Raw genomic sequence first — 18524 nt, 5'->3', positions numbered from 1 at the left:
TTCAAATTAGCGACACATAGAAGGAACTGAAAAAATTGATCCGAAATCCTTTAATATCAGATCGATTACTGATTTTTGTTCATATTCCTAAAACGGCAGGAACCTCGTTGAGGTCGATCGTCCTAGAACAATTCGAGAATATTCATTTTTTTTATGGTATAGATGGAAATGAAAAAAGCATTAATAGTTGCATTGAGGATTACAATCAAATGGTCGATAAAATCAAACTGAATAACATCGATCCTTTTCCAACAGTCATTATGGGACATATAGAATTTGGAATTCATCGGTCATTGAAAAACTATCGTTATTGTACATATGCGACATTCCTTCGTGACCCAATTGATCGAATAATTTCCTACTACTTTCATGTCAGAAATTTTTTTGATGAAACTCACTTCATTGGTCGTAGTGCCAGAAATATGACTCTTGAAGAGTTTGTACGCAATCGGGTTTCACCAGAGACAGATAATTGGCAAACCAGAATTATATCAGGAATGATATATTCGCCAAAACCTTTTGATAGCGATCGCGTTACCCCTGAAATTCTAGAGTTAGCCAAAACTAATCTTCGCAAATACTTTATCTTCGGTTTAACGGAACGTTTTCAGGAAAGTATAGAAATTTTTTCAGAATTTTTTCGCTGGGAAAATGTAACCTATGTCCGAGCAAATGTCAACCCAGATAGAATAGCAAAAGAAGAATTACCTGCTGCCACATTGGATATTTTAGCAGAGCATTCTTATTTCGATATAAAACTATATCGCTATGCTAAACAGTTATTTGAGCAACAGCGAGAGCAATTGTCGCCAGACAAACAGAAGATTCGCTTTTGGTGGGAAGATATTCGGGAAAACTTGCAATATTCCCAAGATAAATTGCTAAAAATCAAAACTGATTTAGAACGCTTGAAGTAATAGAGCTACCAAATAACTATTGATTTTTTACCTTGAAAAGAGGAAGATATTGATAGATCTCAAAAAAATTGGCAAATCTTGAATTCGACAAATATTGAAAATATTGAATTGAAAAATATCCATCGTAATATAGATCCAGAAAAAGTCAAAATTTTATGAAAAAGAATTATGATTACAAGTCTATAAATATAAATCAACTAAAGCAAGAGGATTTACTATTATTAGAAAATCATGGCTTGTGTTTAAATTATTTACAGCTTAATCTCCATCAAGGGAAAACAGAAATTATGTCAGAGCCAGGTCAATCAAACTCAAATTTGCCAAAAGAAGTATTGAGTTTAATGAATAAAAATAAATTCCAAAAAGAATTAATTAGTCATGGTAAAATCAGTTGTATTTGTCCTTTTACTGGTGAAATACTTTATTCTGAAACTTGTATTCCGTATCCTTTTTCTCCTTCTCAAAATTTGAATTATTTTTTTAGATTTAAAAATCGAGAGGTTTTTTACTTAATAACAGGTTTTTTTGATGGGAAAAAAATAGCTTTATATTTTCCTAATTCAGAAATAATTATAAGTAATTTACCCCCTCATATTATAAAATTCTTAGAATTCAGTGTAAATTGTTGGGAATATTATACGATCGTAAATGCCAACAAAATTGCTATTTTTTTAAATACAGATAAGAAATTTAGTAAAAAAATACTTACAGTAACACATTCACATTTAGGACATCATTTATGGAATAAATTATCAGGTATTCATCAAATGTATGAGTGGAATCAGTTAGAAAATATTGATGAGTTTTTTGTGGTAGAGCAACCTTTAGGTAAGCTGGAAGATATTTTCCCAGAAATTCCACCAGATAAAATCAAAAGAATAAATTTCTTGAATGAAGATTATGTTAATTTATTTATAGAAAATAATTATTTACCGATTACTTACGAATCTAATTTTGTGAAACAAGACTTAGCAGACAGGGTTTATCAAGCATCACTTAAAAATTGTTCGCCCGCAGTCATTCAGGAAATAAAAGACGCAAAAAAGCAACATTTTCCTCTTTTATGGATTAATGTTCGTACAGGTTCAAGATCGTGGGTTTCTCAAATTGAGGGAACAGCTAATATTATTAATAAGTTAGCAGAAGACTTTCCCAATTTAGGAATTGTTTTTGATGGAATATCTTTATTAGAAGGTCAAAACCAGAATTGTTATTCTTCATCTCTAGAAGCAGAAAAGAAAATTGTGCGTGAAATTAAAAAATTAATTCAGAAGCCTGTTCAAACTTATGATTTGATTGGATGTATTATTTATGAAAATTTAGTTTGGGTTAAGAACATTGATTTATATTTATCTCATTGGGGAAATGGTTTAACAAAACCTGTTTTAATTGCCAATAAACCAGGGATTGCTCATTGTAACAAAGAAGCCTTAAAAGTGCCAATTACAGAAAGATGGGTATCTTGGCATAGAGAAAATTGTATTCTACCTACTTATATATCTGGCGCTCATATCCAAGATATTTCTGAGTTGAGTCTTGATGTGCATAATGCTATTAATAACAACTATGACATAGACTGGCAAGTTATTTATCAAAAACTTCTTGAGCTTATTCCCCAATGTCAACTTTATAGTGCTAGGATGCTCGAATGTAGCCAATTCAGGCTAGAGGTACTCAAATCGAACTTAACAGCTTCTCGCCTTCGATTAGCAGAAATCTGTCGTCTCTTACAAGAACCAGAAAAATGAAATTGATTGAAACAAGTCTTTCTGGATGCTATATCATCCAGCCAAAGGTATTTCGAGATGAAAGGGGTAGTTTTGTCAAAACGTTTCATCAAGAAATATTCGATCGATACAAATTAGAAACAAAATATGTTGAGGAAATCTATTCCATTTCTCATCAAAATGTTTTAAGGGGTTTGCATTTTCAAATCCCACCCCATCAGCATACGAAGCTGGTTTATTGTCTTTTGGGTCGAGTTATTGATGCTGTAGTCGATTTGCGAGTCGGTTCGCCGACTTACGGACAATATGAAACCTTCGAGTTAAGCCAGGAAAACGCTCGCGTGGTTTATATCCCAGCCGGTTTCGCTCATGGTTTTTATGTGACCAGCGAAAAGGCTATTATGGTTTATAATCTTTCCAGCGTTTATGCTCCCGACTACGATACTGGGATACGCTGGGATTCTGTAGGGATTTCGTGGCCGATGGCTAGGGCTAACCCGATTCTTTCAGAGCGCGATCGCGCATTGTTACCTTTTTCTGAGTTTGAAAGTCCATTTGTTTACGAACCATAAATTCTCGACAATTGGATAAGTACAGGTAATGAAGAAAACAGTTCTCGTGACGGGTGCAACGGGTTTCATTGGTAGTCAGTTAGTGAAGCACCTGATCGATCGCAATTATAAGGTTATTATTCTCAAACGTAGCTTTTCTGACACTAAAAGAATTGAGAATTGCTTGTCAAAAATAACCGCTTATGACATCGATCGATGCAGCATCGAAAAACCATTTCAAGATATTAGAAAAATTGATGCAGTCGTTCACACGGCAACGGCTACTGGTCGCCGTAAAGAGAGTCTTATAGAAATATTTGAGGCTAATACGGCATTTCCTTTAAAATTGTTGAAAGTCGCTAAAAATTTCCAAACTAAAACTTTTATAAACACGGATACTTATGTTAATAAAAGCACAATTCCCTACCCAGAACTAGGAAGCTACTCTCTTTCTAAAAAGCATTTTCAGCAGTGGGGAGAGCAAATTGCCCTAACTCATCAGATAGAGTTTATTAATGTTAGACTAGAATACGTTTTTGGTGAAGGGGATTATCGTAACAAACTAATACCTTACGCGATCGAGCAGTTTTTAAGTAATTCGCCTAAGTTGAAATTGACTTCAGGAGAACAGCGCCGAGATTTTATTCATGTTGAAGATGTAGTTTTGGCATATTACTTGTTGTTGCAAAAAGAATCCGAGCCATCGCAATATTATCAAGAATATGAAGTCGGAACAGGTCAAGCTATTTCATTGCGACAACTTATAGAAAATCTAAAAAATTTGATGCAAGTTCAAACAGAATTAAATTTTGGAGCTTTACCTCAACGTCCAGGTGAAATTATGTTCTCTCAGGCTGATACTAAAGCGATGGAGGCAATTGGCTGGTATCCGGTCAAAAGTTTAAAAGAGCGTTTAATACAAACCATTGAAGGCGAACAAAAGCTAAAAAAGCAAATTGAATGAGGAGATAGAGATAAAAAAACTACCGAGTTTCTGGTAAAATACTAACATTGTTCAACTTGATAAAAAATGAATCGAGCGACTTCTTACTCTAAAGAAATTACCAAATGCCGAGTTTGCGGAAACGAAAAACTCACTCCAGTTTTAAGTCTGGGGAGTCAACCCCTCAGCGGAGTTTTTCCATCGGTTGACTCTCCCGATCCATCCACTTCTCCATTAGATTTAGTAATTTGTGATGGCGATGAGTCTGTCTGTCGAACCCTGCAACTCAAACACAGTGCTAACGTGTCTGAAATGTACGGTACTACCTACGGTTATTGTTCTGCAACGAGTCGAACAATGCGTACTCACTTACAAGCCATTGTGACAGAACTTTTGGAAAGGGTACAACCCAATCCTGGGGATGTGGTTTTAGACATCGGTTGCAATGATGGTACTATGTTGAATTTTTATCGCGATCGCAACCTAACTCGCATAGGTATAGATCCATCCAGCAAAAAATTTGCCGATAACTTTGATTCAGATATTCAAGTTATCTATGATTTCTTCTCTGCTGAAGGGTTACGGGAAATAATTGGCGATCGCCAATGTCGCATCATTACTTCCATTGCCATGTTTTATGACTTGGAAGACCCTCTAGACTTCATGAATCAAATTCATTCTATTTTAGCACCAGATGGGGTTTGGTCTTTTGAGCTTTCCTATATGCCCCTGATGTTGACCAATCTAACTTACGATCAAATTTGCCACGAACACTTAACTTACCTGGGCTTGCAACAAATTCAATGGATGGCCGAACGCGCTAACCTCAAAATACTCGAGGTCAGCTTGAATTTTGTTAATGGCGGTAGTTTCCGGATTATGGCCGCCCGCAAGGATAGTCCCATGACCCCTAACTATGAGGCGATCGAAAAACTTCTCGATGCTGAAGCTTCCCTCTCAACAATGGCTCCGTTCGAGCGATTCCATAATCGGATTATTCAACATCGGAATGAGATACGAGCTTTTTTTGATACAATGCGATCGTCTGGCCAAAAAGTCTATGGGTATGGAGCTTCTACTAAAGGAAATATTATATTGAACTATTGCGGCATTACCCCACAAGATTTAATCGCTATCAGTGACCTTCAACCTCAAAAAGATGGTTTAGTTACGCCAGGAACTCGCATTCCCATTATCACTCACGAAAAGCTCCGAGAAGAGCATCCCGATTATGCTCTTGTGTTAATTTGGCATTTTCGCCGCGAAGTGATTGAGGATGAGATTAACTACTTGAAAAAAGGTGGAAAATTGGTATTCGATCTACCGCGTCCCCATACAGTAAATTTCGAGAACTATGAGCATTATCTGAATGCTTCTTTTGACGATCTTGCTTTTTCTATGTAAAACAGAGCTGTAGCAGATTTAATGAGGATTTCTTGCTACGTAAGGACTTCAGTTATGAATCTGTACATCATCAGATTGGAAAACGCTGTAGAGTGCATCTCAGTTTTGCAAAAACATGAGGATTGGAGGCTGAAACCCTTATTCTCTTCTATAGATTTACATTTTTGCAATGCATGCACGCTGTAAGATAAGATACTCCCACTATAGTCTATTAAATGATTTTTAGTCCCTAACTTTTATAGGTTTTGCGGCTGTTAAATAATGCACAAGCTGTTGCCATTCTATCGAACTTGTTAAGTCTCGAAGATTTAACTGGCAACTGCTTCTTGATGCAATTTCAGAAAAAATTCCGATCCAGTCTTGGATAGTTTCTGTTCGAGATAAAGACGAGATCTGTAGCGATTTTTTCAAGCAATCAGTCATTTTTTTTGTATCCTGGCTTTGATAAGCGTACCAGGCATCCAATACTAAGAGTTTGTAATGTTGCTTCTTATCCTGATTTTTGAAAGAGGTTAACAGAGATTCTTTAAATTGAAGCCGATCGCATTTAGCTTTATAGTTTTCTAGTTCTTTCCGAGTTTGATTCCGTTGAGCGGTGGACTCCTCTAGAAGCTGTTCCGTCTCTTTCAACTGCGCCTGAAATTGTTCCAAAACTTCCTCAGTTTGCTGAAGGTGAGATTGATATTGTTCCAGAATTTCCTCTGTTTCGTGACACTTGATTTGCCAATCTCGAGCATCCTCACGAGTAATACTCAACTTGCTCTCAAGTTGTTGCCGCTCTTGCCTTGCAACCTCTAACTCCGCCTCAAGCTGCTGTCGTTCCTGCCTTGCAACCTCTAACTCCGCCTCAAGCTGCTGTCGTTCCTGCCTTGCAACCTCTAACCCCGCCTCAAGCTGCTGTCGTTCCTGCCTTGCAACCTCTAACTCCGCCTCAAGCTGCTGTCGTTCCTGCCTTGCAACCTCTAACTCTTCCTGAAACTGCTGGCAATTACTTTCTGTCTGATTAAGTTTAGATTTTACTAACTCAAGCTCTCCAGTAACAAGACCAAAAATATCATCAATAGAATCGAGGTAAACAGATTCAGATAGCTTATCAATGTCTAGATCGATTTCACTGACATCAGAGCAAACTGCAATTAAATAAACCGGATCTGATAACAGCTTGGTGTGTCTCGCTTCAACATCATGTTGAGTATAGACGCTGATACGATCGGAGTTTTTTTCTCGAAACGGCAAAATAAAAGATCCCGCTGCAATTCGCTGGCCGAAAAACCGAACGTTTTTAAAATATCGGTTGAGAAGACTAACAAACTGATAGTCGTATAGTTCCTTAACATGAAAAGAATTTTTATAGTTCGGTTTATCAGAATAAATTAACTTGTTTGGACAAGAGACGATAAAAATACCATCTGAAATCAAAACGCGCTTGATTTCGCTGAGCATTTCTTCATGCTTGTCGTGGTGCTCGAGTGTTTCAAATGAGGAAACGAGATCGATAGATTGACTTGCTAAAGGAATAGCATCACACGAACCAACGATAAATTCTAAGTTATCGATATCACGATATTTATCAGAAGCAAACTCAATAGAATCAATGTCAATATCAACGCCAACAACACTAGCGGCTGTTTCCGCAATTATTGCCGAACCATACCCCTCTCCAGATGCAATGTCTAATACACGTTTCCCTTGAGCTAATTGACGAGCTAGAGCATAGCGGTGTAAGTGTTCGTAGCGGATGATTCCATGGACGCCCGGAACGTAGCGTTCTCCTGTAAACTGCATTTCAGAATTGCTAGTCATAAAACACTTCTACTTTAATGCTAAGCTGTACGATCGATATTGAGTAACACTGCTCAGACTATTTAAATACGTTACATGAAGTCTGTTAGCAATTCTCGCCACTCCACTGAGTTACCGAGAACAGCAGCATCGAACTGACAACCATACTCTAAACTATACTGCCTAAACCACCCGATCCAATCGAGAATCGTTTCTGTCCGAGAACGCGACGTATACCGCAACGATCGCTCTAAGCAGTTTGCCATATCTGCTAGTTTGCCAGTATAGTACAACCGCCACGCACTCCAAACTAAATTATTGTAACGAGCCTGACGTTCGAGCCGTCGAATTTCCTCCGATAAATTCGATCGTGCAAACAGGCGATCGAGTATTTCTTCGCACTCCAACACTTGCACCTGTGTATTCCGCGACGCATTGCGATCGTGCTGGCGATACCCCACCGTCGTCTGGGGAACCCACACCGCCTCACACCCCATCAACGCCAACCGCAGCACCAAATCCACATCCGGAGCTTGATGAAATCGGCAATTGAACCCCCCCGCAAACTCCAACCAATCGCGACGAAACAGCATCGCCCCCAAAAACACGGGTTTCCACAACACCCAAGACGCGACATCTAACTCAGGAATACCGTGCCACGGCTCGACGCAAGAAACCATATTTCCCGTTCGATCGACGATCTGCCAACCACTATGCACGATACCCACCGAAGGCTGTTTCTCCAAAACCGCTACCTGCACGGCTAACTTCTCCAGTACAAAAAAATCGTCTTGATCGAGAAACGCCACCCACTCGCCTCTCGCCTCCCGTATTCCGCGATTGCGAGCCGCCGCTACTCCTTGATTTTCTTGATAGAAATAGCGGACTCGATCGCCGTATCCTGTCACAATTTCTCGAGTGCCATCAGTGGAACCATCATCTACTACAACGAGTTCCCAGTGGCGATAAGTTTGATGTAGAACGCTGGCGAACGCTAGCTGAATATAAGCCTCTCCGTTATAAGTTGGAACGATGACACTGACTCGTAAATCAACCATTTTTACTAATCTGGAAAGCCGTTAGCTCCAACGCAGGCAACGCTGGCAACTCAACGCGATCGATCGAGTGAAACTGGCGCACCTAATATTCACTCTCTACAAGATAATACATCGAAATTATAGGCTGCTTGAAAGAACCAATATAACGAGTCACTTCTAAACCCAGATAGTCTGAAATTCGCCGATTGAGAACCTCGAAAAATTGATTCGAGTTTAAATTCCAATAGCTGAACCCCTTGAAGTCTCGTTCTCACTTCTCGATAGTAGAGTCTGTTTCTCAACGCTTCGGCTCCGCTCAGCGTTGAGTCCGAGCGGAGTCGAGGACTCAATAATTTTGAATTAATCGAGATTTTCAGAAGATATTGTGGTAGAAATCGACGAACTGTGCCAGTTGTTAAATTGGGCGACGATCGCTTGAATCGACGCGATCGATGTACTTATTTTTCGATAGTTCGGGGGGTTTTAACTTTGATTCAACGTCTGTACGGGTTTGAAAAACCTGTAGGCGATTATACGACGAAGGTAAGACAGACATCGCGATCGCAGTATCGATAGCTTTATAAGGCGATCGTACTTGCCTTTTAGATTTGTAGGACTGACGCAGTTCGACCGAAACCACACTAAATGGATAGGTTGGTGAGCATTGCTAACCCTACAAATTGCGTAAATGCGTAACTCTTGACTTGATTTAATGTATGACTACCCCAACGAATTTATGACAGTTCTTAGCTGCCTTGACTGACAATTCCCGACCATTGAACCTTCTTTTCTCCCGTTCGGCGATAGGAGAAAAAGCGATCGCTTTGCTGATAAGTACAGTCAGAAGATACGGCGATCTGTTCGGGAGAAATATTGAGGCGCTCGAGTTGCAGGCGAATCGCTTGCCGCACGTCGAGGCGCACTTTTCCCGGTTCGGAATCCGGTAAAACTGGAGAATCGGGAAGTGTCGAAACCTGCTGGAGAATCTCGTCATCTGAGGTATCGTCGCGAACGGCGACGATCGAGCGTCCCACTCGTACCGCCACGTCAGACGAAACTTGATACAGATCCCCGGAAATCGCCGGCCCCAAGGCGACCCGCAAATCTTCGTGAAGACTTCCCCCCTCGCGAAAGGCCGCGATCGCTTCGGGAACGATTTTCGCCGCCGTTCCTCGCCATCCCGCATGAATCGCCGAGACGCACCCTCGCCGCACGTCCGCGATGAGAACCGGCGTACAGTCAGCACTGCAAACCCACACAGATTCTTTCGTATTCCCGTCAGGATGAGTGAGAATACCGTCGGCGGGTTGTAAATTTGCCACCGTCTCTGAAGCGAGGGGTTCGAGATGGCAAGTACGAGCGATCGCGCGACCGTGAACTTGCTGGGTTCGGTACGCCGTCGCCTCAGCATCGAGAACGCGCACTAACTCCCGAGGCGTGTCGGGTCGAAACTGCCGTGTAAAAAAGCCGTGGGAAAACGGGTCGAGCAAACTGCAAGTTAAGTAAGGTTTTCCTTGCCACGTCTGCCATTGCCAAGTGGTCATTTTCAAAAAAGTAATAAAAAACAACGGATGCGAAAGGTTTCGTGGAGGGGCGAAGTCGAAGTGAAACCGTTGAGTTGTTGTTGAATTATCTTGACTTCATGTTACCGTAGTCCGGGTTTGGGTCGCCGACCCAGTGTGGAGAAATCGCGAGCGGAGATATTGAAACGTGAAGGCGATCGCGCCATCGATAGAGCGAATTGAAGCGGCGTTAGCGGTGTTGCAGGAAACCCACGAATTCACACCGTCCAGGTTGGCGATCGAAGTGTTAGATGAAGTTTCTTCGACCAATCGCCTACTGTGGGAACGGGTTGACGGGGGATCGCCCTCGGGAACTGTTTTAATCGCTGCCCGTCAAACAGCAGGTCGGGGGCAGTGGTCTCGTCAGTGGGACTCCTCAGTGGGGGGACTGTACCTGTCGGCCTATTGGACGGTCGAGGTTCCGACGCGCTACAGCGGCCAGCTTACCCTGGCCAGTGCGTGGGGAATCGCGACAATACTGCGATCGCGCTCGATCCCGGTATGGCTGAAATGGCCGAACGATGTGCTGTTGAACGGACGCAAACTCGGGGGAATTCTCACAGAAACGCGTCTAAAAGGCGATCGCATCGCTCAAGCCGTCGTCGGCGTCGGGATTAACCGGTGTAACCCAGTTCCCAAACTGGGGATTAACTTACAACAGTTTTGGCACGAAAACCCGGACGTGGCGTCGTTTTCGCTAGAGTTCTTAGCAGCTTTAGTGATGTTGGGAATCGATCGCGGACTGTCCCAACTCCGAACCCAGGGCATCGACAGAATTCTACCGGAGTACCAGCAGCTTCTGTCCCATCTCAACCGCGCGATCGATATCGACGGACTCACCGGAACCATCATCGGCGTTGCCCCCAACGGTTATCTCCGCGTTCGTACCCGCCTCGGAACCCACCTCCAGCTTCCACCAGGCCGCGTCCGGATTCCTTACGAGGAGATGAGGAGATGAGAGAACAGTCACCAGTCACCAGTCACCAGTCACCAGTGAAGACAGGGAACAGGGAACGGGGAACAGGCAACAGGCAACAACAGGCAACAGGCAACAGGCAACAGGCAACAGTGAAGACAGCAAACAGATAACTGTTTCTCCCCCTCTCCCCCTCTCCCCCTCCCGATCCACATCGGAAACAGTTTGCTTTACACTTTGGATTAGTCTTTTGCAATAATTAACCAATGTAAAGAGATACGTTACTATATAACTATACTTTCAGATTTAAGCCCAAAGCCCGATCGCCCAGATCGCCAAGCCACATCGCCGACCTTTCGGATCGCACTCAACGGGAAGATATGCACAAACGTTCGACACCTTCAAACCCACGCCGTTTCCCTTTCCTGCGGAGCGTAAGCTGGATTAGCAGCCTCAGCCTTCTCAGCAGTAGCGCAGCGTTGGCTAAAGCTCCCTCCAAAACTGACGTTTATATGGGAGAACCCGCTCCCTCCGCTACCACGGACTACAAAGGCGTTGCACCCGATGCGGTATTTGAAGCGCCGCCAGCGTCGGCAAACCCCGCACCCGTTTATGAAGAGCCGATCGCCCCACCCGAACCGATCGCGCCACCTCAGCTCGAGCGTCCGACACTCCCCCCCCAACACAGCTACATCGACACGACCGATTACAGCGTGGGGGCGACAACACCCGACGAAGCACCTGTGGTCGTGTTCGAGGAGCGATCGACTGGATGCGAAGCGGCGGTATCGCGCGGACAAGCTGTCCCTGGCAGCTTTTGTCCTCCGGCCTCCCCATCTCAACAACAGTTACCGGAATCTCAATGGGATTCAGCACCCGTGGCGTATCAAGACGTGATGCCGACGCCCATTTCCCAAGCACAACCGTCAGGATTCGCTCCCATCGCCGCCAACGTGCCGGGGGTCGATCCCTCGAGTTTACCGTCGGCAGATTTCAACTATGCCCAGATGGAAGCGCAGATTTTACGAGACATGGCTGTGCGTCCCTTCGGACAGATGGGGAACGGCGACACTCACTTGATTTTCCCCCTGTCGATTCCGGCACCGATCAGCTCGTTTTTCGGTTGGCGACACCATCCCATCGCGGGAACCCGTCGTTTCCACACGGGGACGGATATCGCTGCACCCTTGGGAACGCCCGTGTTGGCAGCGTTTACGGGACGAGTCGCCGTCGCCGACGCGCTCGGTGGATACGGGTTGACGGTGATTCTCGAACACAACGACGGCACGGCAGAAACCCTCTACGCCCATATGTCCGAGTTGTTGGTGCGACCGGGCGATCGCGTCGAACAAGGACAAGTCATCGGCCGCGTGGGCAGTACGGGATATTCGACCGGGCCGCATTTGCACTTTGAGGTGAAGCAGTTAACCGAGCGAGGTTGGGTGTTTCTCGATCCCGGCCGTCAGTTAGAGGTGGCTTTGGCACAGTCGATCGAGCGTTTCCAAATCTCTCGTACCGATACGGAGAGCAACGAAGAAGCCGCGCCCTTATAGTTCATTCGGTGTCAGCGGACAGTGTTCGAGCAACTGTTCGTTTGGCGATCGCTCGTTTAGAGGCGGATTCGATCCGCCTCTTTTGCTATTGGGAGAACACGGAAGTCGATGTCGTTCCCTGGCGATCGCCCCGCTGAATCGAGGGTTGTAAGGGGTCGATCGAGGTAAAACGGCTAAGTCAAGCGTGAATTTACGATTCATTAAATAGCTTTCAAAATATTCAAAAATATGTATTATCTTGAGGGAAACTATACAATAAAGGAAATCCCCAGGAGAGTTGCACTCAAGTTCGTGCGATGGCGCACGAAGCGACCTCAGCGATAACGACACCTGAAATTCGCGTCAAACGTAATTGGGTTGAGTCGCGAACTTTTCAGACGTTTGTAAACGGGCGCGATGACACGAAAAATCGTCAAGCTCTTGTTAGTCGAAGACAACGCCGCTGACGCTCAGCTCATGCGAAAACTACTTGCTGCCGATGGCGGAAGCGAGCGAGGGTCGAGGGAACGGGTGCAGTACGAGTTGTCGTGGGTCGAAACCTTGCAAGACGCTAGAGGGGCGATCGCGCAGCAATCCTTCGATGCAATTTTGCTCGATCTCAGTTTGCCCGATAGCGTCGGTCTCGAGACCATCGCAACCATTGCTGCCGACGCCCCCGATATTCCCATCGTCGTCCTGACGGGTTTAGATAACGAAGAAGTTGCCGCCGAATCCCTTCGTAACGGCGCTCAAGACTACCTCGTCAAAAGTGAAATTCGCGGTCCTTGGCTGCGGCGAGCGATTCAGTACGCCATCGAACGACAGCAGATCTTCGATCGCCTGCGCCAACTCAACCGAGAGCTGCAACGCTCGAACCGAGACCTCGAAGAATTCGCCTGCGTTGCGTCCCACGACCTCCAGCAACCGTTAACGAGCATTACTGCCAACGTACAGTTGTTCGAGTTGCAGTACGGCGATCGCCTCGATCCCCAAGCTCGGCACTATCTCGAACGTATTGTCGGGGCAGTCAAACGGATGCAGCAACTGATCCGAGACCTACTGGCATATTCGCAACTCGATACCGACTCCGGTACGTTCGAGCCAACCGACTGCAATCGAGTCCTCCAAATCGTTCTCGACAACCTCAAAGAAACGATCGACCGGTGCGGCGCGATCGTCGAGTTTGAAGCGTTACCGACTGTGAAGGCCAACGAACTCCAACTGATCCGCTTGTTTCAAAACCTTCTCGAAAACGCCCTTCACTACCGACGACCGACCGTAACGCCTCACGTTTACATTAGTGTTAAAGCTATTAATGGAGAGTGGTGCTTTAGTATCTCCGACAACGGCATCGGTATCGAGTCCGAAGACTTCGCCCGAATTTTTAAAATCTTTCAACGCCTACACAGTCACGAACAGTATCCCGGTACGGGCATCGGACTGGCCATCTGCCAGCGGATTGTCGAAGGTCACGACGGACGAATTTGGGTCGAATCGGAACTCGGCCAGGGAACGACATTTTTTTGGACGCTTCCGAAAGATTCCTCGACCGCAACACGTCCATGATGAACCAACAACTCTTACAGGTGTTACTCGTTGAAGACAGTCCTGCCGATGTTAAATTCATCGGTAAGCTACTCGAACGCGGGTCGATCTGTCCCTGTCAGCTCGTCGTCGTCGAAACCTTGGGCGAGGCGATCGAGACCGTCGCGCGGCGATCGTTCGATGCTATTTTACTCGACCTCAACTTACCTGACAGTTACGGACTCGAGACCTTGCGGCAAGCTAACGATATTGCAGGGGAAATCCCCATTGTCGTGTTAACGGGACTCGACGACGAAACGACCGCGATCGCCGCCTTGAGAGAAGGCGCTCAAGACTATTTGGTGAAGGGGAATTTCCAGGCGGAATGGCTGTTACGAGCGGTGCGCTATGCCATCGAACGCAAGCAGACCCTGATTCGTTTACAAACGACCGAGGCGGCCTTAAAGCAACAACTGGCACGCGAACAACTTCTCGGCAGCATTGCCGAACGCATTCACCGATCGCTCGATCTCTGTGAGATTTTACAAACGACGGTCGATGAAGTACGGATGGTTCTGCACTGCGATCGCGTGTTGGTTCAACACTGTACGCCTGATGGCGGCACGACCGTACTCGTCGAATCTCGTTCGAGCAATTGTACTTCGACCTTGGGATGGCGTATCGGGAACCCTCCTATTTTCGCCCTGCGCGATCCCGAAGGATCGATCGTCGATTTAACAGTGTTCGATGTCTGGCCCGAACAGTTATGTCAGACTTTCGCGGTGAAAGCGAAGCTCGTTATACCTGTTTGGATTAACGATCGCCGCCTCGAAGATACCCCATCTCAAACAGTACTGTGGGGATTTCTCGTCGCACATCACTGTCGCGAGTCGCGGCAGTGGCACCCGACAGAGATCGACCTTCTCGAACAGATTGCCAAGCAACTGGCGATCGGTATCCAGCAAATTCAGCTCTATCAGACTTTAGAATCGACCAATCGCGAACTGCAACTGCTGGCATCTTTAGATGGTTTAACGCAGGTGGCCAACCGCCGCCATTTCGACACAATTCTCGAGCGAGAATGGCGACGGTGTGCTAGAGGAAAGTTGCCTCTTTCGCTGATTTTATGCGATGTGGATTTTTTTAAGCGGTTTAACGATTGTTACGGTCATTTAGCTGGGGACGAGTGCCTGCAAAAAGTGGCCGAGACGATTAGCTGTGTCGTCAACCGTGCCAGCGATGTCGTCGCTCGCTACGGTGGGGAAGAGTTTGCCGTTATTTTGCCCGAAACTGACGCTCGAGCGGCGTTATATTTAGCTAAAGCCATTTGCGATCGAATTGTCAGTTTGCAAATTCCTCACGTCCGCTCGTCAGTATGTCCGGTCGTGACTTTGAGTGCGGGAGTGGGGACTCAAATTCCCCAGCCACGAGTGCAACCGGCCTCTTTGATCGCCACCGCCGATGTTGCTTTGTACGAGGCGAAAGCTGGAGGTCGCAACTGCGCGCGATCGAGTCAGACGTTAAAACACAAGATGCGTTGAAGATAAACGTCTAATATGGAATCTGTTTCCGTATAAAATTCGCCTGAGAGGGTGACAAGGTAGACGGAAGCCAGACGGGACAATTGTTTGAGAGAATAGAGGAGTCCCAAAAAAGAGGGTGGCGTTTGCGGCCACCCCAACAAAAAAATGCTACCGACATTCTACCAAGATTTTCTGCGCATCCATCTCAATGAGAAGCAAATTGGGATCTTAAAGTGGCTGGTCTGGATACTGCAAATGCATCGGCAAGTCAAATTATCGACGTTAGCGCAGTTCTTTCCTCAACCGATAAAATACGACAGTCGCGTCACCAGCTTGCAACGATTTCTGAAGTTGCCTCAGTTGAGTGCCAAGTTGTTATGGTTTCCCCTTATCAAGAGGTGGCTGAAAGCTGAATATCGCGGCAACCACCTCAATCGGGAACAGCGACGAGCGCGTCCTCAACTCACCTTAAAGTCTCGAAAATATTTGGTGGTCGTCCTTGACCGAACTCAATGGAGAGGCCGGAATTTGTTCATGGTGTCTCTAATTTGGGGGACTCATGCTTTACCGGTCTATTGGGAGTTATTACCCCAATTAGGCAGCAGTTCCTTGAGGCAACAGCAAAAAATATTAGCGCCGGTATTGAAGCTATTAAAACCTTATCCAGTGGTGGTAGTAGGCGACCGAGAATTCAGAGTGCTAAACTGGCAGACTGGCTCAGGAAGCGAGGTGCGGACGCTGTATTGCGACAGAAGAAAAGTACCTATGTGGCGGATGCCAAGACTCGATGCCAAGCCTTAAAACACCGAGGCTTTCAACCGGGACAGTATCACTTCTTTGAAAACGTTAATGTCAACAAAGAAGAACCAGTTCGCGCTCTTAATCTCGGCGTTTATTGGAAACGTCGTTACAATGTAGTCTTTGAAGCCTTTGCGAAGGATGTGGGTGCTTCTCCATCACCGCTTGGGGGGTAATTCTTCCAAAATGCGGAAGCGCACGTGGTTGATAGCCAAATCGCCCAAGGACACTTCTTCTTTAGGGATGCGTTTGCCGTCGCGAACTAAACTCTCGAACTTCACCCCTTTAACGAGTTCGATGTGATACCAAGCTAACCCCATGAAAAACCGCAGGGGATGAGGACCGCGATCGTGCATATCGTCTGGGTTCGATTCCATGGGAATCCAACCGTAGCCTGGAATGAGAAACTCCAGCCAAACGTGGTTGAAGTCCGGTTGTAGCGCAACTTCTCGAGATTCGGCACGATCGGGGCATTTGTAACGTCCGACGGTTCGGCAAGCGATACCGTTGAGTCGCAGCAGTGCCAGTAAAATCCCGACGTACTCGCCGCAAGATCCCATTCCTCGTTTGAGGACGATGTCGGGGGTGTCGATGTGGGGTTTGATGCCGTATTCGAGGCGATCGTAGACGTAATCGCGGATGTTGAGAACTTGGCGTAACAGGTTGGTTTCAGTGCCGATCGCGTTGCGGGCTGCCCGTTGTACGGTTTCAGTATCCATCGCCAAGTTATCGTTATCCACCAGATACCGCTGTTGGTATTCCGGCGGCATTTCTGGTAAATCGTCTACGTCGCGGGGTTTGAAGTGATATTTAATGCCCCGCACTTCTAAGATGGCTCTCCATCCAAAAATTCGGGCTTCGTGGGGTTTGAGGCGATCGAACTGAAAGACGGCAATCGGCTGTTCGTCGATAACGCGGGTTTCAAAAGGCAGTCCCACGGGTTCGAGATGTCGGACGCTTTGACGGGGCGTCTCGACGGGAAGGGCAATGTGCCATTCTAAGGCTTCTAACTCTACCGGATCGAGGGGGGAAAGTTCCTCGACGTAGGACATTTCGATGAGATAGCCGTTCGAGAGGGTGTAGTGTTTGTCAGGGTTGTGGTAGACGTGTAGGGGATGGACGAAGGTGCGATCGCGAAACGTGAGTTGATAGGGGTTGGCGGAGTTGGGATCGTCGCGAATGTAGGGTTCTTCCATCGCATAAGCGACGTAGAGGACGCTCTCCTCGAGTTCGGGATGGTTGTAAAACGTTAACGCAGTCGGCGACGGAAACGGCGTTAGCAAGCTGAATAGAATCGATCCCGTGCCGCGATCCATACAGTACACGGTTTGTTCGATGGTATCGGAGACCCAGAGTTCTTCGCCGCGCACGCAGAGGTTTTCGACCCCGACGCCGGGAGCGTAAAACCGCGTGATTTCCCGTTTCGTCTCGCGACTGAAAACGTAAATGTAGGATTCTTTTTGACAGGTGACGTAAACGGCCGGCCCGTATACAGCGATACCTTGAACGGCATAGGGTAGGGTAACGAACCGCTGGGGTGTGAAGTCGTCGAGGGTACAGTAATAAACGGTGTCGCCTCGGCTGAACCAAAGCGTTTCTTCCCACAGGCAAAGTCCGGCTGCTCCCACGAAATCCCCGGCGTTGTGAGGGTTGAGAACGCGGGTATCGTCGGTTTTTGGATCGAGGCTGACGAGATAGCCGCGCACGGAATCGACCGCGACGAGGGTGTTGTCGGTAGCCGTTAAGCCGTGGAGGGCGTAAACGCCGTGAGGTCGAAGGGTCTTTAGCCAGGGATTGGTCGTCATGGGCGCGATCGCTAGTCGTGGATTCCGATCGACCGAAACTGGTCGCTTGAGTCGAACGTTAAAGATTACCCTAGCACTGTCGGCGAACTTCGATCGTAACTAGGGTTTGCTGAAAAAGTTATCAAAAGCTGGGGGTGGAAAATGAACAAGAAGCCGTCTTACTCAAGGTATAAATCTGAATTGACTTAACTCGTCCACTTTATAAGTTACAATAATATTTCTACGACAAAATTATGAAAGTTTGGGAAAAATTGAACACAAAAAAAGACAGTAAAACTGCCTCAGCAGCTTCACCAGGTTCATACACTAAAAAGGTCAGAGCGATGGAGGTTTCCGAAGTATTAGGCAGTTTAGCCATAACACGACTTAAGCTGAATCTTCTTTTGGCTTGTCCAAATTTCCCCTCGATTGCATTACGAATGCGCTCATCTTCCTGGGTCTTGTTTTTTGGCTTCTCGGCTTGAGGTTTTTAGGAGGTCTTCCTAAAGGCGGTCCGCTGAGAC

Annotated in this window: 14 protein-coding genes and 2 pseudogenes; 11 read left to right on the top strand and 5 right to left on the bottom strand. The window is 46.1% G+C overall.

The features are described from left to right. Positions 1–35: 35 nt before the first annotated feature. From GEI7105_RS0116740 to GEI7105_RS0116720, 5 genes are all read left to right on the top strand, one after another. Positions 36–917, top strand: a complete 882-nt coding sequence (locus tag GEI7105_RS0116740) for a sulfotransferase family 2 domain-containing protein (protein ID WP_071592029.1) — start codon at positions 36–38, stop codon at positions 915–917. 155 nt (positions 918–1072) lie between these two features. Beyond that, positions 1073–2665: a hypothetical protein gene (locus GEI7105_RS0116735; RefSeq protein WP_017661582.1), complete on the top strand. Its 1593-nt coding sequence runs from the start codon at positions 1073–1075 to the stop codon at positions 2663–2665. After that, positions 2662–3216, top strand: coding sequence for a dTDP-4-dehydrorhamnose 3,5-epimerase (gene rfbC, locus GEI7105_RS0116730; RefSeq protein WP_017661581.1), 555 nt, complete (start codon positions 2662–2664; stop codon positions 3214–3216). Before GEI7105_RS0116735 ends, rfbC begins: the two co-directional genes overlap by 4 nt. Positions 3217–3244: 28 nt before the next feature. Then, positions 3245–4159, top strand: a complete 915-nt coding sequence (locus GEI7105_RS0116725) for an NAD-dependent epimerase/dehydratase family protein (RefSeq protein WP_017661580.1) — start codon at positions 3245–3247, stop codon at positions 4157–4159. Between the two features lie 66 nt (positions 4160–4225). Further along, the gene (locus GEI7105_RS0116720; protein ID WP_026097725.1) at positions 4226–5542 is read left to right on the top strand and encodes a class I SAM-dependent methyltransferase; all 1317 of its coding nucleotides are present in this window, start codon (positions 4226–4228) and stop codon (positions 5540–5542) included. Between the two features lie 222 nt (positions 5543–5764). On the opposite strand, the gene GEI7105_RS0116715 is transcribed toward GEI7105_RS0116720, so the two are convergent. From GEI7105_RS0116715 to pgeF, 3 genes are all read right to left on the bottom strand, one after another. Next, a complete protein-coding gene (locus GEI7105_RS0116715) occupies positions 5765–7345 on the bottom strand; it encodes a class I SAM-dependent methyltransferase (RefSeq protein ID WP_017661578.1) in 1581 nt (526 codons plus the stop codon). Positions 7346–7416: 71 nt separating this feature from the next. Next, on the bottom strand, positions 7417–8382 hold the full coding sequence (locus GEI7105_RS0116710) for a glycosyltransferase (RefSeq protein ID WP_017661577.1): 966 nt from the start codon (positions 8380–8382) through the stop codon (positions 7417–7419). A 725-nt stretch (positions 8383–9107) separates the two neighbouring features. Further along, positions 9108–9905: a peptidoglycan editing factor PgeF gene (gene pgeF / locus GEI7105_RS0116700; RefSeq protein ID WP_017661575.1), complete on the bottom strand. Its 798-nt coding sequence runs from the start codon at positions 9903–9905 to the stop codon at positions 9108–9110. Positions 9906–10071: 166 nt separating this feature from the next. On the opposite strand from pgeF, the gene GEI7105_RS30980 reads away from it, so the two are divergent. From GEI7105_RS30980 to GEI7105_RS30965, 6 genes and pseudogenes are all read left to right on the top strand, one after another. Then, on the top strand, positions 10072–10881 hold the full coding sequence (locus GEI7105_RS30980; protein ID WP_017661574.1) for a biotin--[acetyl-CoA-carboxylase] ligase: 810 nt from the start codon (positions 10072–10074) through the stop codon (positions 10879–10881). Between the two features lie 437 nt (positions 10882–11318). Continuing rightward, the gene (locus tag GEI7105_RS40520) at positions 11319–12392 is read left to right on the top strand and encodes a M23 family metallopeptidase (protein WP_281167001.1); all 1074 of its coding nucleotides are present in this window, start codon (positions 11319–11321) and stop codon (positions 12390–12392) included. An 8-nt stretch (positions 12393–12400) separates the two neighbouring features. Then, positions 12401–12529, top strand: coding sequence for a hypothetical protein (locus tag GEI7105_RS40515; RefSeq protein ID WP_017661572.1), 129 nt, complete (start codon positions 12401–12403; stop codon positions 12527–12529). Between the two features lie 259 nt (positions 12530–12788). Continuing rightward, the gene (locus GEI7105_RS0116680) at positions 12789–13937 is read left to right on the top strand and encodes a sensor histidine kinase (protein WP_017661571.1); all 1149 of its coding nucleotides are present in this window, start codon (positions 12789–12791) and stop codon (positions 13935–13937) included. Beyond that, complete coding sequence (locus GEI7105_RS30970; RefSeq protein WP_035492558.1) at positions 13934–15436, top strand: GGDEF domain-containing response regulator; 1503 nt, start codon at positions 13934–13936, stop codon at positions 15434–15436. The genes GEI7105_RS0116680 and GEI7105_RS30970 overlap by 4 nt, the downstream gene beginning before the upstream one ends. Positions 15437–15583: 147 nt before the next feature. Further along, a pseudogene (locus GEI7105_RS30965) lies at positions 15584–16323 on the top strand (IS4 family transposase); the annotation flags it as partial. 51 nt (positions 16324–16374) lie between these two features. Here the strand turns inward: GEI7105_RS30965 and GEI7105_RS0116665 are convergent. Both GEI7105_RS0116665 and GEI7105_RS37465 read right to left on the bottom strand, forming a co-directional pair. Further along, positions 16375–18021 (bottom strand): transglutaminase-like domain-containing protein, encoded by a 1647-nt coding sequence (locus tag GEI7105_RS0116665; protein ID WP_017661569.1) that lies wholly within the window; start codon positions 18019–18021, stop codon positions 16375–16377. A gap of 231 nt (positions 18022–18252) precedes the next feature. Then, a pseudogene (locus tag GEI7105_RS37465) lies at positions 18253–18524 on the bottom strand (transposase); the annotation flags it as partial.

The sequence above is a fragment of the Baaleninema simplex PCC 7105 genome (assembly GCF_000332355.1).
Classification (GTDB): domain Bacteria; phylum Cyanobacteriota; class Cyanobacteriia; order Cyanobacteriales; family Geitlerinemataceae; genus Baaleninema; species Baaleninema simplex.
Note: the sequence above shows the minus strand (reverse complement) of the source record. Positions and strands in the feature narration are given on the sequence as shown.